General features: G+C 73.1%; 19 protein-coding genes, 1 pseudogene and 1 riboswitch. Of the genes and pseudogenes, 6 read left to right on the top strand and 14 right to left on the bottom strand.

What is annotated here, in order from left to right; genetic code table 11:
• Positions 1–113: 113 nt before the first annotated feature.
• A complete protein-coding gene (locus tag AC07FK_RS31450; protein WP_479108327.1) occupies positions 114–1,145 on the bottom strand; it encodes a glycoside hydrolase family 6 protein in 1,032 nt (343 codons plus the stop codon).
• Between the two features lie 135 nt (positions 1,146–1,280).
• A riboswitch (cobalamin riboswitch) is annotated at positions 1,281–1,450 on the top strand.
• A 34-nt stretch (positions 1,451–1,484) separates the two neighbouring features.
• Between AC07FK_RS31450 and AC07FK_RS31445 the strand changes: the two genes are divergently transcribed.
• Together AC07FK_RS31445 and AC07FK_RS31440 are read left to right on the top strand one after the other, a co-directional pair.
• Positions 1,485–1,703, top strand: coding sequence for a CbtB domain-containing protein (locus AC07FK_RS31445; RefSeq protein WP_479108326.1), 219 nt, complete (start codon positions 1,485–1,487; stop codon positions 1,701–1,703).
• Between the two features lie 17 nt (positions 1,704–1,720).
• Positions 1,721–2,482, top strand: coding sequence for a CbtA family protein (locus tag AC07FK_RS31440; protein ID WP_479108325.1), 762 nt, complete (start codon positions 1,721–1,723; stop codon positions 2,480–2,482).
• 10 nt (positions 2,483–2,492) lie between these two features.
• Here the strand turns inward: AC07FK_RS31440 and AC07FK_RS31435 are convergent, their stop codons facing one another.
• The 6 genes and pseudogenes from AC07FK_RS31435 to AC07FK_RS31410 form a co-directional block, all read right to left on the bottom strand.
• The gene (locus tag AC07FK_RS31435; protein WP_479108324.1) at positions 2,493–3,164 is read right to left on the bottom strand and encodes a class F sortase; all 672 of its coding nucleotides are present in this window, start codon (positions 3,162–3,164) and stop codon (positions 2,493–2,495) included.
• A gap of 1 nt (position 3,165) precedes the next feature.
• Complete coding sequence (locus AC07FK_RS31430) at positions 3,166–3,729, bottom strand: hypothetical protein (RefSeq protein WP_479108323.1); 564 nt, start codon at positions 3,727–3,729, stop codon at positions 3,166–3,168.
• Between the two features lie 115 nt (positions 3,730–3,844).
• Positions 3,845–4,624 carry an HAD-IIA family hydrolase gene (locus AC07FK_RS31425; protein ID WP_479108322.1) on the bottom strand — a complete coding sequence of 260 codons (780 nt, stop codon included), beginning with the start codon at positions 4,622–4,624 and terminating at the stop codon, positions 3,845–3,847.
• Between the two features lie 103 nt (positions 4,625–4,727).
• Positions 4,728–5,936, bottom strand: a pseudogene (locus AC07FK_RS31420) (low temperature requirement protein A).
• 73 nt (positions 5,937–6,009) lie between these two features.
• The gene (locus AC07FK_RS31415) at positions 6,010–7,113 is read right to left on the bottom strand and encodes a hypothetical protein (protein WP_479108320.1); all 1,104 of its coding nucleotides are present in this window, start codon (positions 7,111–7,113) and stop codon (positions 6,010–6,012) included.
• Positions 7,114–7,204: 91 nt separating this feature from the next.
• Positions 7,205–8,443, bottom strand: a complete 1,239-nt coding sequence (locus AC07FK_RS31410) for an ROK family transcriptional regulator (RefSeq protein ID WP_479108319.1) — start codon at positions 8,441–8,443, stop codon at positions 7,205–7,207.
• Between AC07FK_RS31410 and AC07FK_RS31405 the strand changes: the two genes are divergently transcribed.
• Together AC07FK_RS31405 and AC07FK_RS31400 are read left to right on the top strand one after the other, a co-directional pair.
• Entirely contained in the window at positions 8,442–9,581 is a 1,140-nt protein-coding gene (locus AC07FK_RS31405) for a Gfo/Idh/MocA family oxidoreductase (RefSeq protein ID WP_479108318.1), read from the top strand. The genes AC07FK_RS31410 and AC07FK_RS31405 overlap by 2 nt on opposite strands.
• Positions 9,578–10,099, top strand: coding sequence for a heme-degrading domain-containing protein (locus AC07FK_RS31400; protein WP_479108317.1), 522 nt, complete (start codon positions 9,578–9,580; stop codon positions 10,097–10,099). The genes AC07FK_RS31405 and AC07FK_RS31400 overlap by 4 nt, the downstream gene beginning before the upstream one ends.
• Positions 10,100–10,401: 302 nt before the next feature.
• Here AC07FK_RS31400 and AC07FK_RS31395 read toward each other — a convergent pair whose 3' ends face one another.
• The 4 genes from AC07FK_RS31395 to AC07FK_RS31380 form a co-directional block, all read right to left on the bottom strand.
• The gene (locus AC07FK_RS31395; protein ID WP_479108316.1) at positions 10,402–11,265 is read right to left on the bottom strand and encodes a fumarylacetoacetate hydrolase family protein; all 864 of its coding nucleotides are present in this window, start codon (positions 11,263–11,265) and stop codon (positions 10,402–10,404) included.
• 122 nt (positions 11,266–11,387) lie between these two features.
• Complete coding sequence (locus tag AC07FK_RS31390; RefSeq protein WP_479108347.1) at positions 11,388–12,155, bottom strand: YidC/Oxa1 family membrane protein insertase; 768 nt, start codon at positions 12,153–12,155, stop codon at positions 11,388–11,390.
• A gap of 428 nt (positions 12,156–12,583) precedes the next feature.
• Entirely contained in the window at positions 12,584–12,898 is a 315-nt protein-coding gene (locus AC07FK_RS31385; protein ID WP_479108315.1) for a DUF6412 domain-containing protein, read from the bottom strand.
• 301 nt (positions 12,899–13,199) lie between these two features.
• On the bottom strand, positions 13,200–14,027 hold the full coding sequence (locus AC07FK_RS31380) for a class E sortase (RefSeq protein ID WP_479108346.1): 828 nt from the start codon (positions 14,025–14,027) through the stop codon (positions 13,200–13,202).
• A 357-nt stretch (positions 14,028–14,384) separates the two neighbouring features.
• Here AC07FK_RS31380 and AC07FK_RS31375 point away from each other — a divergent pair, with 357 nt between their 5' ends.
• Both AC07FK_RS31375 and AC07FK_RS31370 read left to right on the top strand, forming a co-directional pair.
• The gene (locus tag AC07FK_RS31375; protein ID WP_479108314.1) at positions 14,385–15,401 is read left to right on the top strand and encodes an SEC-C metal-binding domain-containing protein; all 1,017 of its coding nucleotides are present in this window, start codon (positions 14,385–14,387) and stop codon (positions 15,399–15,401) included.
• Positions 15,402–15,557: 156 nt separating this feature from the next.
• Complete coding sequence (locus AC07FK_RS31370; RefSeq protein WP_479108345.1) at positions 15,558–15,752, top strand: DUF397 domain-containing protein; 195 nt, start codon at positions 15,558–15,560, stop codon at positions 15,750–15,752.
• Between the two features lie 98 nt (positions 15,753–15,850).
• Here the strand turns inward: AC07FK_RS31370 and AC07FK_RS31365 are convergent, their stop codons facing one another.
• From AC07FK_RS31365 to AC07FK_RS31355, 3 genes are all read right to left on the bottom strand, one after another.
• Positions 15,851–16,840: an NHL repeat-containing protein gene (locus AC07FK_RS31365; RefSeq protein ID WP_479108313.1), complete on the bottom strand. Its 990-nt coding sequence runs from the start codon at positions 16,838–16,840 to the stop codon at positions 15,851–15,853.
• Between the two features lie 863 nt (positions 16,841–17,703).
• Complete coding sequence (locus AC07FK_RS31360) at positions 17,704–18,618, bottom strand: S1 family peptidase (protein WP_479108311.1); 915 nt, start codon at positions 18,616–18,618, stop codon at positions 17,704–17,706.
• 1,072 nt (positions 18,619–19,690) lie between these two features.
• Positions 19,691–20,998: a DUF445 domain-containing protein gene (locus tag AC07FK_RS31355; RefSeq protein WP_479108310.1), complete on the bottom strand. Its 1,308-nt coding sequence runs from the start codon at positions 20,996–20,998 to the stop codon at positions 19,691–19,693.
• Positions 20,999–21,137 lie beyond the last annotated feature (139 nt).

Raw genomic sequence — 21,137 nt, 5'->3', positions numbered from 1 at the left:
CCTGGGGTCCCTGACTCGTCAGGGCCCGCGGGCACACCGGGCCTCCCGGCACGGAGGTACGGAAAAGGGAGGGCCGCCCCGCGGGGCGGCCCTCCCTTCGCGTTCCCGCGCGGCTACTTCGCGTTGCGGGCCAGTTCGAGCGCGTACTCCTCGTACCACTCGCCGGCCTTCGGGCCGCCCTTGCAGTCGCCGTCCGACTCGCCGGGGCGCTTGATCCACAGGAACGCGTCGACCAGTTCGTCACCGGTCTTGGTGGTCGGCTTCTCACCGAGCGCGCGGCCCGGCGGGTTGCACCAGCTCTCCGCGGGGTCGCCCCCGGTGTACGGGCCGTTGCCGTTGCGGCTGGTGTCGATGACGAAGGGCTTGTCGCCCACCTTCGCCGACAGCTTCTTGCCGAATTCCTTGCTGACCCCGGTGGTCTGGAAGTTGGAGACGTTCACCGAGAAGCCGTCCGCGTCCGCGATGCCCGCCCACTGGAGCGGCTCGAACAGCGCGTCGGGGGACTTCCAGCCCGCGTTGCCCGCGTCCAGGTACACCTTCACCTTCGGCTGCTGCTTGAGGCGCTTGATGGCGCCCTTGAGGAGGTCGTACCGCTCCTCGTGGAACTCGTCGGGCGTGCAGCCGTCGACCAGGTGCAGCACCGCGTCCGGCTCCAGGACGACGGTGGCCGGGCGGTCCCCGACGCCCTTCGCCACCTGGTCGACCCAGGTGCGGTAGGCGTTGCCGTCGGCGGCGCCGCCCTTCGAGAACTGGCCGCAGTCGCGGTGCGGGATGTTGTAGAGGACGAGCAGGGCGTCGCGGTCGGCCTTCTCGGCCGCCTCGGTGTATCCCCTCGCCTGCGCCTCCGCGTTGTCCGGGCCGATCCACTCGGCGGTCGGCTGCTCGGCGATCTTCCGGATGAGACGGGCCTTCTCGTCGTCACCGTCCTCGGTGTACGCCGCCACCTGCTTCGCGGCGTTTCCTTCCGGATTGACCCAGTACGGGTCGCTGCCCTTCGGCTGCTGCTTCAGCGGCGGCAGGCTCGTGCCGTCCTCGCCGTCACCCCCGGAGGAGGAACAGCCCGCCAGGAGCAGCGCGGCCCCCACGGCCCCCACCGCGGCCACCCGGACACCCTTGCGCCTACGGCCGGTGTAACTGCCGTACATCCACTCCCCCTTGGCTGCGCCCAAGACGCGCTGAAGATTTCCTGAAGGCCCCCCGGCCCCTCCCCGGACACATCCGGTCGAAACCATCCTGACACACGGGCCGGGGGCCGGGGGCGTGCGGGCACCGGCCTGTTGACAGTGCTCAGCCGGGCTGGGACTCTCCGTGAGGACAACTCCACACACATCGAGGCGACGGTGGACAGGAACCCGGTGAGAGCCCGGGACGGTCCCGCCACTGTGACCGTACGAGAGCCGAAGGCCTGCCCGTACGGAAGTCAGGAACTGACCCGTCGTCCTCCTGATTTGGGGCGTGGAAACCCCAGAAGGAGGCACACCGGTATGTCACTGCACACGGCGCAGCACACCGACACCGCGGCGGTCGAGTCCGCCACGACCACCACCCGTGACTGGCTGATCATGGCCGCCGCCGCGATCATCGCCCTGGTCGCGCTCTACGCGGTCTTCATGGACAACGGCACGGTCGTCTCCGCGACCGGCGACTACCTGCACGAGTTCTCGCACGACGGCCGGCACCTCTTCGGTGCCCCCTGCCACTGATCGGGGCCGCAAGCACCATGTCGACCCCTCTACTGCCCCTGCTCGGCCGCGGGCTCGCGGCGGGCGGGGCGGCCGGTCTAGCCGCCGGTCTCTTCTCGCTCCTGCTGGCCGAGCCCCTGATGGACCGTGCGATCCGCCTGGAGGAGGCACGGTCCGCCGGGGAGCACACGCACGACGCGGCCGCCACGGCCGTGCAGCACCACGAAGAACTGTTCTCCCGTTCCACCCAGCACCTCGGGCTCGTCGTCACGGCGGTCGTCGCGGGGCTCGCGCTGGGCGTCCTGTTCGCCCTCGCGTACGCCCTGGTGCACCGCCGGACGGGTCTCGGCGAGCGGCCGTGGCCGCGCGCCCTGACCTTCGGCGCCGCCGCCTTCGTGGCGGTCTCGCTGCTGCCGGGGTTGCGGTACCCGGCCAACCCGCCGGGCGTCGGCGACTCCGGCACCGTCCAGGACCGCCAGTCCCTGTGGCTGGCCGCCGTCGTCATCGGCGTCCTCGGCATGGTGCTGGCGTGGCAGGTGTACGTACGCCTCGCCGACCGGTCGCTGCCGGTGCGCCAGGTCGCGGTGGCCGTCACGGCGGTCGCCACGCTCGCGGTGCTCTTCGCGCTGCCGGGCAACCCGGACGAGGTCCCGGTGGCGGCGACGCTGCTGTGGGACTTCCGGATGCTGTCGCTGGCCTCGCACGCGGTGCTGTGGGCCGTGTTCGCCGGGGTCTTCGGGGCGCTGGGCCTGCGGGCCGCCGGACGCACGGCTCCGGCGGCCGCGCCGGTGGCGGCGTAACGGCGGCCGGTCAGCCCTTGCCCGTACCGGTGAGGTAGGCCGACACCACGACGTTGGCCGTGTAGGTGCGGGCCTTCTTGTCGTATGTGCCCCCGCAGGTGATCAGGCGCAGTTCCGCCCGGTCGCTCCGGCGGGGGCCGTACACCTTCTGCGGGTCGAAGCGTTCGCGGGTGAAGACCTGGATGTCGTCGACGGTGAACTCCAGGCTTTGGCCGCCGGCCCCCGCGACCCGGACCTTCTCGCCCGGGCGGGCGGCGCTCAGACCGTAGAAGACGGCCGGTTTGCTCTCGGTGTCGACATGGCCGACGAACAGGGCGACCCCCGCGGCGCCGGGCAGCGTTCCGCCCTCGTACCAGCCGACCTGCGTCGGCTGGTGGTACGGCGGCGGATCGACGGCGCCCGACGCGTCGAGCCCTCGGGGCACGATCGGGGCGGAGACGCCGATGGAGGGCACCGCCAGGCTCTTCGGCGCCGCGCCCCCGACGGGGGCGTGCGCGGGAGGCAGCGGTGCTCCCAGCGGGCGGCCGACCGCGGCCACGTCTCCGGTGGTGGGCGCCGAGCTGCCGCCGGGCCCGTCGGTCACGCCCCGGCCCCACAGCCACAGCCCGAGCAGCAGCACGGCCCACGCGACACCCGTCAGCAGCCGTCCGCCGCCCCCGGCCGGGCGGTCCTCGGCGGACATGTCAGTCCGAGTCCGTACGACGACGGCGTACGGACCGGTATGCCACGGCCACCGCGGCGACGCCCGCGAGCACGAGGCCGATCACGGTGTGCGGCGTACCCGGGCCGCCCTCCTCGGCAGCGGCCACCTCGGCCGTGCCGCCGCCGCCCGCGTGGACGGGTGCGATGGGGGTCGCGTGGTGGGTCGGGTGGTGCGTCGGGTTGTGGTGGTGCACCACCGTGACGGTGCCGGTGGCCCGGCCGCCGTCCTTGCACCGGACCCAGATGTCGTAGTCGCCGGCCTCGGCGTCCGACCGGACGCGGGCCTCGGCGAACAGGTCGCCCCGGTCCGCCGCGGGGCTGAAGTGGGCGGGCGAGGCGAAGGCGTCGGACGTACCGGTGGCGTGTCTGCCCCGGCACACGTCGACCCGCAGATCCACCTCTCCGCCCGGAGCGATGGTGGACGGGGTGACGTGGACCCGCCCCTCGGCGTCGTCGCCGGCGGGGGCGGCGTGTGCGGCGGCCGCGGGCGCCATGACCGCCGCAGCCGCCACGCCGGCACACAGAGCAAGTTGTATCGAACGCATAGTGAACCTCCTGGTACTAGGAAGATTCACCGGTACGGGCCGTTTCCGCATCTCCAGAGGCCCGGCCTTGGGCCGTACGGGCCCCTGGAGCCACCTGCGGAACGGGTGACGGCCGTCAGACGCGGTCGACGAGGTCCGCGATCGAGTCGACGATCGTCGAGGGCCGGAACGGGTAGCGGTCGACGTCGGCGGGGCCGGTCAGACCGGTCAGCACCAGGAACGTCTCCATGCCCGCCTCCAGGCCGGCGAGCACGTCGGTGTCCATCCGGTCACCGATCATCGCGCTGGTCTCGGAGTGCGCGCCGATCGCGTTGAGCCCGGTCCGCATCATCAGCGGGTTGGGCTTGCCGGCGAAGTACGGCTCCTTGCCGGTCGCCTTGGTGATCAGCGCGGCGACGGCGCCGGTGGCGGGCAGCGGCCCCTCCCGGCTCGGGCCGGTCTCGTCGGGGTTGGTGCAGATGAAGCGGGCGCCGGCGTTGATGAGCCGGATGGCCTTGGTGAGCGCCTCGAAGCTGTACGTGCGCGTCTCGCCCAGGACCACGTAGTCGGGATCGTGGTCGGTCAGGACGTAACCGATGTCGTGCAGCGCGGTGGTCAGGCCCGCCTCGCCGATGACGTACGCCGTGCCGCCGGGCCGCTGGTCGTCGAGGAACCGGGCGGTGGCGAGCGCCGAGGTCCAGATGTTCTCGACCGGCACGTCCAGGCCCATGCGGAAGAGCCGGGCGTGCAGGTCGCGGGCGGTGTAGATCGAGTTGTTCGTCAGGACCAGGAAGGGCCTGCCCGACTCGCGGAGCCGCTTGATGAAGGCATCGGCGCCCGGAATGGGCGTGCCCTCGTGGATGAGGACGCCGTCCATGTCGGTGAGCCATGATTCGATCGGCTTGCGCTCTGCCATGTGCCGGACTCCTGCCGTACGCAAAAAAACGCTGGGGGCGCCCGGACCACGCCGTCCGGGCGCCCCCAGCCTAATCAGGCTGCCGCGATCCCGGCCCCGCCGATCACCGGGTACCGGTCGTCGCCGCCTCCCGGACGACGAGGTACGTCCCCGCGGCCACGGTGCAGGCCGCGACCAGGCCGGTCAGCGGGACGGCCCAGTGCCCGGCGAAGCTCGCGGGCAGGACCAGCAGCGCGCCCGCCGGAAGGACCAGGTTCTCGGCCGCGCCGCGCTTGAAGTGGCGGGCGTGCACCAGCCACACCGTGACCATGAACAGGGCGGTGGGCAACGTGACGGCGAGCGAGGCCGCGAGCGTGGAGATGTGGGCGTGGTGGGTGACCTGCTCGACCGCCACCTCGATGCCCGCGCCGATCGCCGCGGCAGAGCCGAAGATCAGGTAGTGGCCGTAGCCCCTGACGAACGCCTGCCGGTCGGAGCGCAGGTGCGCGTGGATCGGCACCGCGAAGTAGATCCGGAACGCGGCGAAGACGATGACCAGTCCGCCCGCGGCGATCGGCAGCAGCTCGTCGAGCGCCGCCGACTCGTCCAGGGCCGACTGCACGGCCACGGTGGCGGCGGCGATGGTCTCGCCGAGCACGATGATGGTGAACAGGCCGTAGCGTTCCGCGGTGTGGTGCGGATGCCAGCTCGTCTCGTGGCGGCTCTCGGCGTAGACCGGCACGGCGAGTTCGGCCACCACCAGGACCAGGAACCCCCAGGTCCTCGCGCTGTCGGGCAGCCACAGCAGCCCCACCCAGCCCACCTGCACCACGACGAGTCCGGCGGCGAAGCGCAGCGCGGCCACGCGCGCCGCCCCCGTCTCGCCGTGCGCGGCCCGCAGCCACTGGAGGGTGAGCGCCACCCGCATGATCAGGTAGCCGACGACGGCCACCGCGAAGTCGGCGTCGTCGAAGGCGCGGGGCACTCCGGCGGCGAGTACGAGTACGCCCGCGTTCTGCACCAGCGTGGCGAGCGGGTACGGGACGTCGTCGCAGTCGTACGCCGAGGCGAACCAGGTGAAGTTGACCCACGCTCAGAAGATGGCGAAGAAGACGACGCAGTAGCCCGTGACTCCGTGCCCGGGGTCCCCCTCGGCCACCGCGTGCACCAGCCGCGCTCCGGCCTGCGCGACGGCCACGACGAAACAGAGGTCGAAGAACAGCTCCAGCGGGGTCGCGGCCCGGTGCGCCTCGTCGCGGCGGCGGGCGGTCATCCGCACACGGGGGACGACGGTGCGGCCGTGCCCGGCGCCGGCGGGCGTGTGGTCAGCCATGGGCGCTCACCGGGGCCGCCGCACCACTGGGTGCGACCGCCTCACGAGCGCCGCCGTCATGGGTGCGACGCCGTCATGAGCGGCTTCGCGTGCGGCTGCTGTGCGGCGCGGGGCGCCCGTACCGGCGCCGGACTCCGGCCGTCAGCGCCACGCCCGCGAGGAGCAGTGCTCCGGCGGTGGTGCCGAGGGCGAGGAGCGGCCCGGGGCCGCGGCCCGTCATGGCGAGGGAGTGGGGGTGCTCGCGGACGCTCGGCGTTCCGTCGTCGCCGGTGCGGGGGCCGGGCGTGGCGTCGGATTCGGGGACGCGGCCGGGCTCGCGGGAGCGGCCGGGGTCGGGTTCCGGTTCGGGTTCCGGTTCGGTTTCCGCCTCAGCCTCGCGGCCCGGGTCCCGGCTCACGACGGCGAAGCGGTAGTCGTTCGACGCGCCGACCCACTCGCCGTCGGCGGGCTGCCGCTGCACGACGGCGGCGTTGAGGACGGCGCGGGCGGGGGCGGTGCCTGCGTCGAAGGCGAGCCGCACCTTGACGGTGACGGTGCGGTCGGGGGCGACGGTGAAGCCGGGGAAGCCGCCGTCGAAGACGCCGATGTGCTCGTCCTCGTCGGTGGTTTCGAAAGGTACGTCCATCCACCGCCCGTCGTCGTCCTGGAACTGCAAATCGACCTGCTCGGAGGCGAGTTCGCGGTCTCCGTCCATGAGGACGACGACCGGGTGGATGTTGCGGCAGCTGCTGCGCGTGGTGTTGGTGAGCTCCAGCGACCATGTGCCGGCCGCCCCGCCCGCCCGGTAGGTGTCGGGGCCGCCGCGCAGGCGGGTGGTGATCGGGAACTCGGGGGAGGCGGGGTCGCCGCAGCTGAGCCGCAGGTCCGGGGTGACCCGGAGGTGCTCGGCGTACTCGGCGGGTTCGTCGTCGACGCGCAGGAACTCGGCGTACTCCGCCCGTCGGACCGGCAGAGCGGCACGGGGGAACCCGGCGTTCTTCACCAGCGGTTGGTCGGCGCGGAGAGGGTTCGCGCCCGCCGCCCGTCGCGTGTCGGCGAGGGCGGCGGACGCGGCGCCTACGACCGCGCGCGCGGTCGGCGGGGCGGCGGCGTGCGCGTCCGGCGGGGCGGCGGCAGCCGCCGGTGCGGCGAGGGCGGCAGCCGCGACTCCGAGGGCGAGGGCACTGCGCAATCGCATGAGGAGCCTTTGCAGGTCGGGTCACCCGGTCATCGCCCGCGACCCTGCCACCCCCGCGCGACGGTCCCTCGTACGCCACGCCCCGGTACGTTCATATGCCTCCGGGGAATCCCTCCAACGGCCCACCGCCGTCCCCTCCACCGGCGCCGCCGGACCCGCTCGCCGCGCCGGGGAACGCGACGTCCGCGTGCCCGAAGACCGGCGCGAGCAGGAGCTGCGCCGCCCCGTCGGCGACGGCGCGCCCGCCGCCCCCCGCGACGGCCACCGGTACGGCGGGCCCGCTGCCCTCACGCCGGGCGAGCGCGGCCAGTACCGCCGCCACGCCCCGTACGAACACGTCCTCGTGCGCGGCGACGACGCGGCCACCGAGCAGCACCCGGTCGATGTCGAGCAGCCCGACGAGGTTGGCGGCCCCGGCCCCCAGGACCCGCGCGGCCTCCGTGACGTCACCGCGGGCGACGGCGGCCAGGCACAGCGCCTCGACGCAGCCGCGACCGCCGCAGGAGCAGGGCGGCCCGTCCAGTTGGAGGGTCTGGTGACCGAACTCGCCCGCGCCGGTGCGCGCCCCGCGGTAGAGCGCCCCGCCGAGCACGAGCCCGCACCCCAGCCCCGTACCGAGGTGGAGGTACGCGAAGGACCCGCCGCCGGGGCGGGCGCGCAGGGCGAGCCCGAGCGCGGCGGCGTTCGTGTCCTTGTCCACCACCACGGGCAGGCCGAACCGCTCGCTCAGCACGTCCCGCAGCGCGAACCCGTCCCACTGCGGAAACCCGGTGACCCGGTGCAGCACCCCACGCCCGTGGTCGAGCGGCCCGGGCGCGGCGACCCCGACCCCGAGCAGCACCTGCCCCGCGCGGGGAGGGGTGAGCGCGGCGACCTCGCGGGTCGCCGCCTCCAGCACCACGTCCGCGTCCGCCCCCAGATCGAGCGGCGATCTCCGCACGGCGACCGTCGTGCCCGCCAGATCCACCAGGACCCCGGTCAGCTCGTCGCGGTCCAGGTGCAGCCCGACCGCGTACCCGGCGTCGGGGACCAGCCGCAGCACCGTCCGCGGCTTGCCGCCCGTCGACGGGCGGCGACCGGCCTCGGCCACCAGGCCCTCCGCCCGCAGCCGGGCGGTGATCTTGCTGACGGCCTGCGGCGTGAGGCCCGTGCCGTCGGCGAGCTCCAGGCGGCTGATGCCGGCCTCGCCGGCCGTGCGCAGCAGGTCGAGGACCAGCGCGGCGTTGTGGCTGCGCAGCGTCGGCAGATTAGCGCCCGTATAGCTCCTGTTCACGGACCCATTGTCCACTGCGCTTGCACTTTGGCAACAGCGTTGTTTAAGTGGAGTCATGACTGGCACCGACACCCGCGCCCCCCTGCGCGTCGGACTCGTGGGCTACGGCCTCGCGGGCTCCGTCTTCCACGCCCCGCTCATCGCCGCGACCGGGGACCTCGTCCTCGACACGGTCGTCACCTCGAACCCGGAGCGGCAGGACCAGGCCCGCGCCGAGCACCCCGGCGTCCGGGTCGCGGCCTCGTCCGACGAGCTGTGGGCGCGCGCGGACGCACTCGATCTGATCGTCGTCGCGTCCCCGAACAAGACCCACGTCCCGCTCGCCACAGCCGCCCTCGAGGCGGGGCTGCCGGTCGTCGTCGACAAGCCGGTGGCCGGCACCGCCGCCGAGGCGCACGCCCTCGCGGCGCTCGCGCAGGAGCGCGGCCTGCTGCTGTCCGTATTCCAGAACCGCCGCTGGGACAACGACTTCCTCACCCTCCAGCAGCTGATCGCCTCCGGTGAGCTGGGCGACGTACAACGCTTCGAGTCGCGCTTCGAGCGGTGGCGTCCGCAGATCAAGGGCGGCTGGCGCGAGTCGGGCGACCCGGCGGAGATCGGCGGGCTGCTGTACGACCTGGGCAGCCACGTCGTCGACCAGGCGCTGGTGCTCTTCGGCCCGGCGGTCCGGGTGTACGCCGAGTCCGACGTGCGCCGCCCGGGCGCGGAGGCCGACGACGACACGTTCATCGCGATCACGCACGAGAACGGCGTCCGCTCCCACCTGTACGTCAGCGCCACCACCGCCCAGCTCGGCCCGCGCTTTCGCGTACTCGGCTCGAAGGCGGGCTACGTGAAGTACGGACTGGACCCGCAGGAGGGCGCGCTGCGCGAGGGCAGGCGGCCCACGGCCGACGAGACCTGGGGCGAGGAGCCGGAGTCGGCGTGGGGCCGCCTCGGCGCGGGCGAGTCCCCGGCGACGGGCGGCGGCAGCCCGGTCCCGACGCTGCCGGGCGAGTCCCCGGCGACGGGCGGCGGCAGCCCGGTCCCGACGCTGCCGGGCGACTACCCGGCGTACTACGCGGCCGTCGCCTCGGCCGTACGCGCGGGCACGGCTCCGCCGGTCACCGCCGCGCAGGCGGCGGCGGCACTCGACGTATTGGAGGCGGCGCGGCGCTCGGCCCGCGACGGCGTGACGGTGGAGGTACGGCGATGACGCCGACCGGCCCGGCCCCCTCCTCCCCCACCCCGCCCGCGCCCGTGCCCGCCGGATCGCACGCCGAACTCCTCGCCGAACTGGCCGCTCAGGAGAAGCGGCTGGTGCTCCCCCGTTTCACCCACGAGGACGCGTGGGTCCTCGGCGGCCTCCTCGTGGGCCTCGCCAAGGAGCGCGGGGCGCCCGTTGCGATCGACATCCGGCGCGGGGCGCAGCAGCTCTTCCACTGCGCGCTGCCCGGGTCGAGCGCGGACAACGACGCGTGGATCGACCGCAAGCGCCGGGTCGTGGAGCGGTACGCGGAGAGCTCGTACCGCGTCGGCACGCGCTTTCGCGCCAAGGGCACGACGTTCGAGGACGCGTCACGCCTGGATCCGGACGTGTACGCGGCCCACGGCGGATCGTTCCCGATCGCGGTGGAGGGCGCGGGCGTGATCGGCACGGTCACGGTCTCCGGCCTCCCGCAGGCGGACGACCACGCGATGGTGGTCGAGGCGCTGGAGCGGTTCGTGTCCTAGCCCCACCGCCACCGCCCGGCCGCCACCGCCCGGCGACAGACCGCCGTCACCGCCCCTCGGCAGTCCGCCGTCACGCCCCTCGACGGTCCCCCGCCACGAGCTGCCCGCCCTGAGCCGGGGTTCTGGAACCTCAGCTCGGGCCGGGGACGGGGTGGTACGGCGAGCCCCACTCGAGTCGGCGTGGACGACGACGAAGCGGTGGAGCTGAGCACCGGCTCGGGCCGGGGGCGCTCGGCGGCGGGTGGCGGCTCTCGGGACCACCCTGCCTTCTCCCGTGCCTACGCGCCCTCCTCTTCCCGTGCCTACGCGTCCTTCAGCTCCTGGCGCTGGCGGCCCAGGCCCTCCACCTCGAGTTCCACGACATCCCCGGACCTCAGGTACGGCTTGGGCTCCGCCTGGCCCATGGCCACACCCGCCGGCGTGCCCGTGTTGATCACGTCACCGGGGTAGAGCGTCATGAACTGGCTGACGTACCGGACCACCTCGCCCACCGCGAAGATCTGGTCGGCGGTCGTCCCGTTCTGCTTCAGTTCGCCGTTCACCCACAGCTTCAGGCCCAGCGCCTGCGGGTCCGGTATCTCGTCCGCCGTCACGAGCCACGGGCCCAGCGGGTTGAACGTCTCGCAGTTCTTGCCCTTGTCCCAGGTGCCGCCGCGCTCGATCTGCCACTCGCGCTCCGACACGTCGTGCGCGACCGCGTAGCCCGCGACATGCGCGAGGCCGTCCCCGGCCGAGTCGAGGTAGCGCGCGGTACGGCCGATGACGACGGCCAGCTCGACCTCCCAGTCGGTCTTCGTGCTGCCGCGCGGCACGAGAACCGTGTCGTCGGGGCCGACGACCGTGTCAGGAGCCTTGAAGAAGATGATCGGCTCCGGCGGGATCGGCGCCCCCGTCTCGGCCGCGTGGTCGTGGTAGTTCAGGCCGATACACACGATCTTGCCGATACGGCCGAGCGGCGGCCCGATCCGCAGCGTCCCCGCCGCGTCGTCGATCACCGGCAGCTCGCCACCCGCCGCCGCCTCGCGCACCCTGGCCAGTGCCGCCTCGTCGGCGAGCAGGCCGCCGTCGATGTCGGTGACGAGACCGGACAGATCCCGCAGCGTCCCGTCCTGGTCGAGCAGCGCCGGACGTTCGGCACCCGCCGTTCCCACCCGCAGCAGCTTCATGGTCAGTCTCCTCTGGTCGAGAGTCGCTTTCGGCCCCGGCCGATGGGTGCGGCCATCGGAGGATTGGCTGATCCTCCAAGTTGCGGGTGCAGTCCGCAAGACCCCGTTCACGGACTGGACCCTTACCGAGCGGTAGCCACGGCGCTCCCGCCGACCGGAATATCCCGGTACAGCCACGCCCGCTCGACCGCGCTCCACGTCGTGCTCGTCACCACGTACAGCGCGGCGGCCAGCGGCACCACAGCCACCGTGATCAGCGTCGCGAAGGACATCAGCGGCATCACCTTGGCCATCGCGCCCATCGCTCCGGCCCCCGGCAGCTCCACCCCGTCCGGCCCCGCGACCGGCATACCGGGAGACGCCGCCATCTGCTGCTTGGTGCGCCGGTACGTGAACGTGGCCACCACCGCCACGATCGCGAACAGCGCCACGTACAGCAGTCCCTGCGCTCCGAAGGCCCCGCCGTCCGCCAGCGCGTCGGTCCAGCGGTCGCCGAGCGGACTCGCGAAGAGGGTGTGGCCGAGGAGCTGGTTGGGTTCGCCTCCGATCTGTGTGCTGGAGAAGAGGTGGTACATCAGGAAGAACGCCGGCAACTGGAACAGGCTGGGCAGGCAGCCCGACAGCGGCGAGACCTTCTCCGTCGCGTGCAGCTCCAAGATCGCCTTCTGGAGGCGTTCCGGGTTCTTGCCGTGCTTCTTGCGCAGCTCGGCTATCTGCGGCGCGAGCCTGGTACGGGCTTGCTGGCCCCGGGCTGTGGCCCGTGACAGGGGATGGATGGCGAGTCGTACGCACGCGGTGAACACAACGATCGCGGCGGCCGCGGCGGAGGCGTGGAAGAACGGTTCGAGCAGTTCCGCGAGGCGTGCGACCAGGTTGGCGAATACGGACATGGTGAGCCCTCCGAGGGTCTCGTCGTGCCGGGAGAGAAAACAGATCGGCATGACGACCCACGCGAGGCGGGGCAGACGGCTGCACGAGCGGGCAGGCGGGCGGCCGTCGGCCGGCCGGGCGGCCGGGCGAGTACCTACGCGACTGCGCGAAGTCCGCCGGTCGCGTGCGTGGCCCCCGACCGCGCACACAACGCCGGTCGTGCGCGCGACGCCCAGTGCCCGTACAAGGCCGGTCGTGTGCGCGAAACCGGCGATGCCGCTGCGCACAACGCCGCCCCAGGCGGAACGCCGACTGCTCACTGGCACATCGCCCGTCGCGTGCGTGGCGCCCGTCACGCCGCTTGCCCCGCCGGTACCGGACGCGTCAAGCAGGGCGAGCCGCGCGGCATACGCTGCGTGGCACGCTCCTGGTCGAGCGGCGTGAGCCCCTACGCGGTGGTCGTCGAGAGACGGCGCCCCGGCGCACGCGGCCTGGTCCGCCCGCGAGCATCGGGGTCTCGCTGGGGCAGGAAGGCGGTGCGTATCTCCCGGTCCCGTATCGCCGTGCGCACCCGCGTCGGCGGCACGGCGGGAACGGAGCGCGCGGAAAGCAGCGCGCACGCGGTGAGGGCCGAGCCGGCCGCCGCGGTGGCGGCGAGCGCGACGGCGGCGGAGAAGCTGCCGTTGTCGATGAGGAGGACTTCCGTCAGCAGGAAGAGGGCAAGGCCGACCGTGCGCAACAACCGCGCCGAACACCTGATCATGGTCCCCCTCCTCTCACCGACTCGTACACGACGCTAGCGCCCGGCACTGACAACACTCTCCGCCAGCTCCTTCGCCCCAACTCGGCGAGGGCGAGGGCGAGCACCACACCTCGGACCGCGGCGCATCGACGTACCGCGGCAGACAGAACCAGCAGACGAAACCAAGCGGCCACCCGGCCGCACGGCCCGATATGACTGACGCACAACGCGGCCCTTGAGTTCCCCACGAGCGCCACAATTCCCGCGCTCCTTCCCACACCGGGTCGCGCCGCTCCCCGACCGCCCCGGCCCCCACCCCCCCTCAGCGCGGCCGCATCGACCGCAGCTTCCCCCACACCACCAGCCGGTAGGTGGAGGTGTACTCGGGCGTGCAGGTGGTCAGCGTCAGGTAGTAACCGGGTTCCCGGTACCCCACGTCCGTCCGCACATTGCTCCTCGGCACCTTCGCGATCACCCCGCCGTCGCGCGGGGAGGTCTGCGCGAGCCCCTTGTCGACGACGTACGTGAAGACCGCCTCCCGGGTCTCGACCCGCAGCTCGTCCCCGGGGCGCAGCCGGTTGATGTGGCGGAACGGTTCGCCATGGGTGTTGCGGTGCCCCGCGACCGCGAAGTTCCCGGGCCGACCGGGCTGCGCGCTCCGCGGATAGTGGCCGACGTACCCCTTGTCGAGTACGCCGCTCTTGCTCACACCCTCCGCGACGGGCGCGGTGACGCCCAGGCGCGGAATGCGGAGGACGGCGTACGCCTGGTCCCACCGGGGAGGCGGCGGCGTACGGCCGGTGACGGACGGCGAGGGCCTGCCGGAACCGCCCCCACCGGGCCGGCCGCCCACCTCACCGCCGGCCCGTGCCCCTTCTGGCGCCTCGTGCGACGCTGCGACGCCCACCTCGCCGCCGGCTCCTCCCCCACCCCCCGCCCACTCCCTCTCCAGTGCCCGCACCTTCCGCTCGGCGCCGTCGCGGGCCTGCCGGTTGGTCCACCACAGCTGATGTACGACGAGGAGCAGCACGACGACACCGAACGTCACCGCGGCCTCCGCCCCCGCCCACAGCCCGCGGGCGGCCACCGTGCGCGCCGGGGAGGCGCCCCGCACCACCACCGCGCGCCCCCGGGAGGCGCCCTGCACCATCACCGGAATCCGCCGCCGCTCCCACCGCCGCTGCCGCACGGCGCGCACGATAGGGGCTGCCCCGCCAAGTCGCCAGACCCGTACCGCCGCCCCCGCGCCGGAGCCACGTACGCCATCTCCCGCACGGCCCCCCGTCCGGCCGCACTCCTCCGGCAGCGGTCGAGAGGAAACCGCCGCCGAGGGCCGACCGCCGTACGAACGCCTCCCCCGCACGTCGCCCGCGCCCCACCCGCCTCCGCCGACGCGCGCCACGACGGAGCACGCCGCATCCTGCTCCCGTCGAGAACCGACCGCTTCTCGGCCCGTGCGGTACCGGACACTCTCGCCCGCACCCCGTACAGCAGTACGGTGTGGACCATGCGCCCCGACACGTCTGCCGATCACGCCGATCACACCGCCGAAGCCGAGCGCCTGCTGCGTACCGCGGCCCAGTACCCCGAGGACCAGGAGCCGCTGTACCTCCAGGCCGCGGCCCACCTGGAGCTGGCCGGCGACCGCGCCCGCGCGGCCACCCTGTACGACCACCTCCTGGCGAGGACTCCGGACAACCCGCCGCTGGTTAAGGCCCTCAAGGCCGCCAACCTTTGGGAGTACGGCCACGAGGCCGAGGCCCGCGCGATCATCGACGGCATCCGCGCCGCGGCCCCGCGCGAGGCGGCGCCGTGGGAGATCATCGCGGAGGCCCTGGAGTCCCACGACGAACTGCACGCGGCCCACGACGCGTTCACGACCGCGCTGAACCTCCTCATCGACCCGTCGGAGGAGATCCCGTACACGACCCACTCGCTGCTCACCGGCCGCCACCGCGTACGCCGCATGCTGGGTCTGCCGCACGACGAGTGGGACGCGACGGCGGACACGGTGAACGCCGGTCCCATCGCCCTGGACGAGCTGCACGACCCGAAGCGGCTGTGGGCGCTGGGCTCGGACAACCCGGTGGAACTCCGGGCCGAGATCGCCCGCCTGCGCGCCGAACTGGGCACGTACCGCACGGCGCTGTCGCGCCCGTTCCCCGTGGCGATGCTGCACTGGCCGGAGGAGGAACTGCGCGAACTCGTCACGGCGTACCCGTCGCTGACGACGGACTACCCGACCCACGAGGCACACTTGAGCGCGATCGAGTCGGCGCTGCGCGACCTGTCCTCGACCGGCACGCGGAACCTGGGCGTCGTGCGGGGCACGGTCCCCTCGTACGAGGCGTTCGCCGCATCGGAGTCAGCGTCCCCCGCCGACCCGGACCTCCTCCCCCAGTACGCCACCACCCTGGCAGCCCGAGGCCGCGCCACCTCCTGGCCCCCGGCCCGCAACGCCCCGTGCTGGTGCGGCTCGAACGCCCCTTACCGCGACTGCCACGGGACCACTGATCTCCAATGACTCCTTCCCGCCCCGACAGCGACTCCAGGACATCACGCCATGCGCATGGATGCAGGCGGCACTGAGCCGCCCAGCGGTCCGGCCGGCGGGGAGCCCCGCCGGCACACTGCGCTGGTGCCTCATCCCATCCCTTCCTCCGCCGCCGTCTCGGCCCGCATGAGCCGCCAGGGCTCACGCGACACAGCCGCCGAGATCGCCGTGCGCAAACTCCTCCACTCCTCGGGCCTGCGCTACCGGAGGACCGCCGTGCGTGATTCGAAGGTGCCTAGTGGACGGCGTTTCAGCGTCCGGGATGAGGCGTGGGCCAGGTTCGTGCGTGGCGTGCGGTGCGGTGACTTCGGTGTGAGGTAGCTCCGGCGTCTGCCTTCGACAGCAGACGACCGGGCTGCCGGGCTGATCAGGAAGGTCAGCCCGGCAGCCCGGTCAGTCGTGGTGTGGGAGAGGAGTGGTCAGCCGAGGTGCTTGTTGAGGGTGGCCAGGAGGAGGTTCGGGTCCTGCATCGTGAAGAAGGCGGTGCTCGGTACGTAGACCGTCTTGCCGCGTACTGCCACGGAGGAGGGGTTCGACAGGCCGTCCTGCGCCGTCAGTACGACCTTGTGCGTGCCGTTGGGGCGTACGAGTGCCACCTCGCTGTCGGGGAGCAGCGCGGCCAGGACGGTGTCGCCGCGCCCGGTGAAAGCGAAGTCGTCGATGCCCGTGAGACCGGTGGCCTTGGTCTGGATGCGCCCGGCGGTCCCGTTCTGCTGCACGGGGATGCGCAGCAGCAGGCCCTTGTCGAAGTTGGTCGCCCATACGGCGCCGTTGCGCACCCGGAGGCCGTTGGCGCCCACCATTCCGGTCGGCGCGGCGGACCGCTCCAGCTTGCTGCCGGTCGCCCATGCCTTCGGCTTGGCGCAGCTGTGGCCCGGCTTGGTCTTCGTCGGGATGCGCCACACGGTGGCACGGGTCGAGTCGGCGACGTACAGCACGCCGCGGCGCTCATCGAGCGCCAGGCCGTTGGGGAAGCCGTCCTTCGGCAGGCAGGCGATCTGCTTGACCGCGTGGTTCTTGGGGCTGATGCGCCAGACGCCGGTCAGCTTGGTTCCAGTGGCGTAGTTGACGTACAGGGTGCCGTCGTGGGCCCGGGCGATGCCAGAGGTGACCGGGTTCTCGGTGATGGGGGTGTTCGTGGTCGCCACCTCGGGCAGCTCCGCGATGACGCGCGGCTCGTGGTGCGGGGAGAGGCGGGCGACCTGGCGGGCGAAGGCGAACGTCACGTTGGCAGAGCCGTCGGGTTCCAGCGCGATGCTCTCCGGCGTCTGGCCCGCGGCGAAGTCGAAGTGCTCGACGACACGGGGGTCCGTCAGCGTCGGCTCCTCGGCGGAGGTGGGAGCCGCCGCGAGCGCCGCGAGGGCGACGGCGGCCGTGGTGATGCCGGCCAGACGGGGGATGCGGGGCATGGGGGTTCCTCCGGGTTGCGCTCAGGGCGGCGCTCGGGGTGAGAGGGGCTGGGGCGCTCAGCAGAACATGACGGGCCGTCAGTCACAGAGTGCCGTTCCCTGGGGAGAGGGAGAGATCGCCCGAGTGGCCGATACGCCGCCGGGGGGCAACGGACACTTCTGCTGCCCGCTGCCCGCTGAACGGGCCCCGGCGTCCGTACGTACTTACTGGCAACTCCCCCATGGGCTGGGCGCGTGACCGACGACAGGCGGTCCCGCGCCCAGCGCGCGTGCGGCGGCGACCGGCTCGGCCCTCTGCGGAGCAGAGGCCTGTACCGGGCGGGATGCGGTCTCCCACCCGCCTGAGCGGGGGAGCCGCCTCGACCCCGCATGCGCCGGTACGCGGTCGGACCGGCGCTGCCGGCGTCCGCAGCCGCTGGGACCGCAACGCAAAAGCCGGCGGCTCCGCCGCAGCGGATCCGCCGGCCGGTGGCCGGGTGTCAGTGCGCCGACCGTGCCGCCCAGAGCCGAGCGCCCAAGCCGCTCTGAGTCGAGCGCACCGGGGTGGGGCAGAGAACCGGCCCGTTCGGCCGGTCACTCCACCCCTCCCCGGCCGGGGCCCGACCCCTCTGAGTCGTGCCCCCGGGCTCGCGTGCCCGCCCTCGTGCCTCCGGGCTCAGCTGCCCGCAGTCGGACGCCCGAGCGCAAGTGCCCGCAGTCGGACCCCCGGGCTCAACTGCCCGCATTCATGCCCCGGGCCCGGGTGCCTGGAGTCGTGCCCCCCGGCTCAAGTGCCAGGGGCCGGGCGTCCCCGGTCCCTGGCGTTCGGGTCGACGCCCCGGGGGCGGGCTCCGCCGAGCCCGGTTTCCAGGGGCGCCGGCCGGTTAGAAGACGCTGACCCCGTAGGCGCTCAGGGCCTCCGTGACCGGCTGGAAGAACGTCGTGCCGCCCGAGGAGCAGTTGCCGCTGCCGCCCGAGGTCAGGCCCAGGGCCGTGCTGCCCGCGAACAGGGAGCCGCCGCTGTCGCCCGGCTCGGCGCAGACGTTGGTCTGGATCAGGCCGTACACGACATCGCCGCCGCCGTAGTTGACGGTGGCGTTGAGGCCGGTGACCGTTCCGCCGCGCAGGCCCGTGGTGCTGCCGCTGCGCTGGACCGACTGGCCGACGGAGGCGTTGCCCGCGCCGGTGATGTCGCGGTACGAGCCGTTGTAGAGGTAGACCCGGCCGTCGGCGGCGGAGGCGTTGGAGTGGCGGATGAGGCCGTAGTCGTTGCCCGGGAAGCTGGAACCGGCGGTCGAACCGAGCACCGTCGTCCGGCCGGAGTTGGTGTACCAGGTGCCCGCGCCCTCGGTGCAGTGGCCGGCCGTGAGGGCGTAGTACGTCGAGCCGCTGCGCACGTTGAAGCCCAGCGAGCAGCGACCGCTGCCGCTGTAGATGGCCTGGCCGCCCGCGATGAGCTTGTTGAACGTGCCGGGCGTGCGCTTGATCTCCAGGTTGTCGGCCTGTGCGCCGGCCGCCTTCTTGATCTTGGCTATCTCGGCGGCCGAGACGGTGGTGTCCGCCGTGACGACGAGCTTGCCCGACGCCTTGTCGGTGTACCACGCGGTACCGGCCACGTCCGCACCGAGCACCGCGTCGCCGGCCTTGGCGAGTTGGGCGGCGGTCGCCCGTACGTCGCCCGATTCGGCCGAGGCGATCGGGGTGGCAAGCGCGGACGCGGTCAGCAGAGCCGAGGCGACGGCGATCAGCCGTGCACGTCTCGTGACGCCGCCGAGGGGAGAGAGGCGCTTGAAGTTCACTACATCCTCCGGTGGGGGATTCCATGGGCCCGCTGGGTGGGCGGGCCCTTCAGTACGCGGTGCGGGCCGACCATCCATAGCGGTCATGGGCCTGACAACCGGCGTGGTAGGAATCCTGGGGTTCGGTTGAGACCTCAACAAGAGCGCCTTTCGGCCGCTCTACGCGCGCCCATCAGCGGCGCGGAACGCACGCCGCCGCGAAGTCCGCGACGGCCCTCGAGGTCCGCGGACAGCGCGGCGGCGGGAGGCGCCGGGGCGCGGTCGCCTCCGGGGATGCGTGGCGACACCATGATTGTTTGCTGATTGGCCGTCAGCTGAGTCGCGGGTCAGGAGTGCCGGGCCGCTCGGCGCACGGAGTGGACGGGCAGCAACCGGAGTGTGTAATGCCGCTTCTGCTGCTCAGCGCCACCGGGTCCTGACGGTTCGCCACCGGACGGTCGCGCGGACGCCTCCGCCCCCGCGGGCCGTACCCCCGTTTTCATAGCGCCGGGGGGCGTGGCTTCTGCACATACGCCCCTCCCGCACCGGGCTCCCCACTGGCGCGCAACCTGCCCCGCACCACCCCGCCGCGCACTCCTCGGATCGCCCCCTGGGGGCCGCTCCGCCGCGCCGGCTCCCGCGAGGTGCAACACGCCGACGCAGCGTTATGCCGCGATCCCTCCTGTTCGTACGCCGGACACACGTGTCCGATTCTGGTCCGTTGCGCGAACGCGGGCGTTCGTGCCTGCGTCGACCGTGATCGCGGTGCTCGTGATGAACCGGCCGCCGGGACCCTCCCCGGAAGGGATCGCGGACCGTGCGAAGAGCCCGTGGGACGCCGTCACCACCCAGCCCGAGCCCCCCGGTCGACGGCGGCGGGACGACGCGCGGGCGCGGCACGCCGGACGTACGGAGCCGCCCCCGCCCGCACTCCCCGGCCCGCGTCCCGACCCCCCGCTCACCTTCTCCAGCCGGCGTTGAACGCCCCGCGCCCGCCGCCCGTACTACTCGGCAAGTCCCCCACAGCCGGGCGCGGCACCACCGACCGGTGGTGCCGCGCCCGGCGCACGTACCGGCGTGTCCGGTCGCGCGTTCAGCCGCCCACCGAGTGCGACACGGTATAGATGAGCAGCCCCGCCAGCGCGCCCACCACCGTGCCGTTGATCCTGATGAACTGCAGGTCACGGCCGATGTGCGCCTCGATCTTCTTCGACGTGTGCTCCGCGTCCCAGCCCGCCACCGTGTCGCTGATCAGCGAGGTGATCTCACCCCGGTACGTCGTCACGACGTACACCGCCGCGTCCTCCAGCCAGCCGTCCAGCTTGCCCTGGAGCCGTCCGTCCGTCGCCAGCCGCCGGCCCAGGGAGAGCAGCGAGGACCGTACCCGCAGGCGCAGTTCGCTCTGCTCGTCCTCGGCGGCCGAAATGATCATCGTACGTACGGACGCCCACGCCGAGGCGATGACATCCTGCACCTCGCCCCGCCCCAGGATCTCGGACTTCAGCCGCTCGACCCGCGCCCGCGTGTCCGCGTCCGACTGGAGGTCCGAGGCGAAGTCCGTCAGGAAGCGGTCGATCGCGCCGCGGGCCGGGTGGTCGGGCTCGTCGCGCATCTCGGAGATGAAGCGCAGCAGTTCCTTGTAGACGCGGTCGCCGACCTTCCGGTCCACGAAGCGCGGCGTCCAGCCGGGCGCGCCGCCCTCGATCGCCTCCATCACGGAGTCGCCGTGGAGCACCAGCCAGGCGTACGCGCGCGTGCAGACGAGGTCGACGGCGCGGTCGTGGGCGCCGTCCGCGACGATGTTCTCCAGCGCCCTGCCGATCCCCGGGGCGACCTCCGCGGCGTCAGCCCGCCGCGTGATCGCCTCCCCGACGACCGCCTGGACGTCCGAGTCGCGCAGGACGGTCAGCGCGCCGCGCAGGGCCGTGGACAGTTCGTCCGTCACCCGGTCGGCATGGTCCGGCTCCCCGAGCCATGCGCCGACCCGCGAGCCGATGCCGATGGCCCGCAGGCGGGTGCGTACGACGTCCGCCGAGAGGAAGTTCTCACCGACGAAGGACCCCAGCGTCGTGCCGAGCTGGTCCTTCTTCGTCGGGATGATGGCGGTGTGCGGGATGGGCAGCCCCATCGGGCGTTTGAAGAGGGCCGTCACGGCGAACCAGTCCGCCAGCGCGCCCACCATGCCGGCCTCGGCGGCCGCCGCGACGTACGCCGGCCAGCCGTCGACGCCCGACCGCTCCGCCCAGGTGGCCAGGACATAAATCACAGCGACCAGGAGCAGCAGGCCGGTCGCCGTGGCCTTCATACGGCGTACGCCCCGGCGCTTCTCCTCGTCGGCCGCGCTGTACGCGAAGGCCGGGAGCGGGGCGGCCGAGGACCCGGAAACCTCCTGGTCGGACATGTCGTCAGTTCCCGTCGTCGTGCGATCCATCCGCTCCACCCGTCCGCCTCGTACGCACCGTCTCGTACCCGATTTTCCCTACCTGACCTACTCGTGGAACGCATGAGGAGTTCCCGGCGTCTACCAGGGGGGTGCAATG

It is taken from the genome of Streptomyces sp. NPDC046122 (assembly GCF_056429965.1).
Note: the sequence above shows the minus strand (reverse complement) of the source record. Positions and strands in the feature narration are given on the sequence as shown.

Excerpts from the sequence above, each read along its gene's own strand:
- AC07FK_RS31450 (WP_479108327.1), bottom strand. The coding sequence starts at position 1,145 with ATGTACGGCAGTTACACCGGCCGTAGGCGCAAGGGTGTCCGGGTGGCC.
- AC07FK_RS31445 (WP_479108326.1), top strand. The coding sequence starts at position 1,485 with ATGTCACTGCACACGGCGCAGCACACCGACACCGCGGCGGTCGAGTCC.
- AC07FK_RS31440 (WP_479108325.1), top strand. The coding sequence starts at position 1,721 with ATGTCGACCCCTCTACTGCCCCTGCTCGGCCGCGGGCTCGCGGCGGGC.
- AC07FK_RS31435 (WP_479108324.1), bottom strand. The coding sequence starts at position 3,164 with ATGTCCGCCGAGGACCGCCCGGCCGGGGGCGGCGGACGGCTGCTGACG.
- AC07FK_RS31430 (WP_479108323.1), bottom strand. The coding sequence starts at position 3,729 with ATGCGTTCGATACAACTTGCTCTGTGTGCCGGCGTGGCGGCTGCGGCG.
- AC07FK_RS31425 (WP_479108322.1), bottom strand. The coding sequence starts at position 4,624 with ATGGCAGAGCGCAAGCCGATCGAATCATGGCTCACCGACATGGACGGC.
- AC07FK_RS31415 (WP_479108320.1), bottom strand. The coding sequence starts at position 7,113 with ATGCGATTGCGCAGTGCCCTCGCCCTCGGAGTCGCGGCTGCCGCCCTC.
- AC07FK_RS31405 (WP_479108318.1), top strand. The coding sequence starts at position 8,442 with ATGACTGGCACCGACACCCGCGCCCCCCTGCGCGTCGGACTCGTGGGC.
- AC07FK_RS31410 (WP_479108319.1), bottom strand. The coding sequence starts at position 8,443 with ATGACTCCACTTAAACAACGCTGTTGCCAAAGTGCAAGCGCAGTGGAC.
- AC07FK_RS31400 (WP_479108317.1), top strand. The coding sequence starts at position 9,578 with ATGACGCCGACCGGCCCGGCCCCCTCCTCCCCCACCCCGCCCGCGCCC.
- AC07FK_RS31395 (WP_479108316.1), bottom strand. The coding sequence starts at position 11,265 with ATGAAGCTGCTGCGGGTGGGAACGGCGGGTGCCGAACGTCCGGCGCTG.
- AC07FK_RS31390 (WP_479108347.1), bottom strand. The coding sequence starts at position 12,155 with ATGTCCGTATTCGCCAACCTGGTCGCACGCCTCGCGGAACTGCTCGAA.
- AC07FK_RS31385 (WP_479108315.1), bottom strand. The coding sequence starts at position 12,898 with ATGATCAGGTGTTCGGCGCGGTTGTTGCGCACGGTCGGCCTTGCCCTC.
- AC07FK_RS31380 (WP_479108346.1), bottom strand. The coding sequence starts at position 14,027 with ATGGTGCAGGGCGCCTCCCGGGGGCGCGCGGTGGTGGTGCGGGGCGCC.
- AC07FK_RS31375 (WP_479108314.1), top strand. The coding sequence starts at position 14,385 with ATGCGCCCCGACACGTCTGCCGATCACGCCGATCACACCGCCGAAGCC.
- AC07FK_RS31370 (WP_479108345.1), top strand. The coding sequence starts at position 15,558 with ATGAGCCGCCAGGGCTCACGCGACACAGCCGCCGAGATCGCCGTGCGC.
- AC07FK_RS31365 (WP_479108313.1), bottom strand. The coding sequence starts at position 16,840 with ATGCCCCGCATCCCCCGTCTGGCCGGCATCACCACGGCCGCCGTCGCC.
- AC07FK_RS31355 (WP_479108310.1), bottom strand. The coding sequence starts at position 20,998 with ATGTCCGACCAGGAGGTTTCCGGGTCCTCGGCCGCCCCGCTCCCGGCC.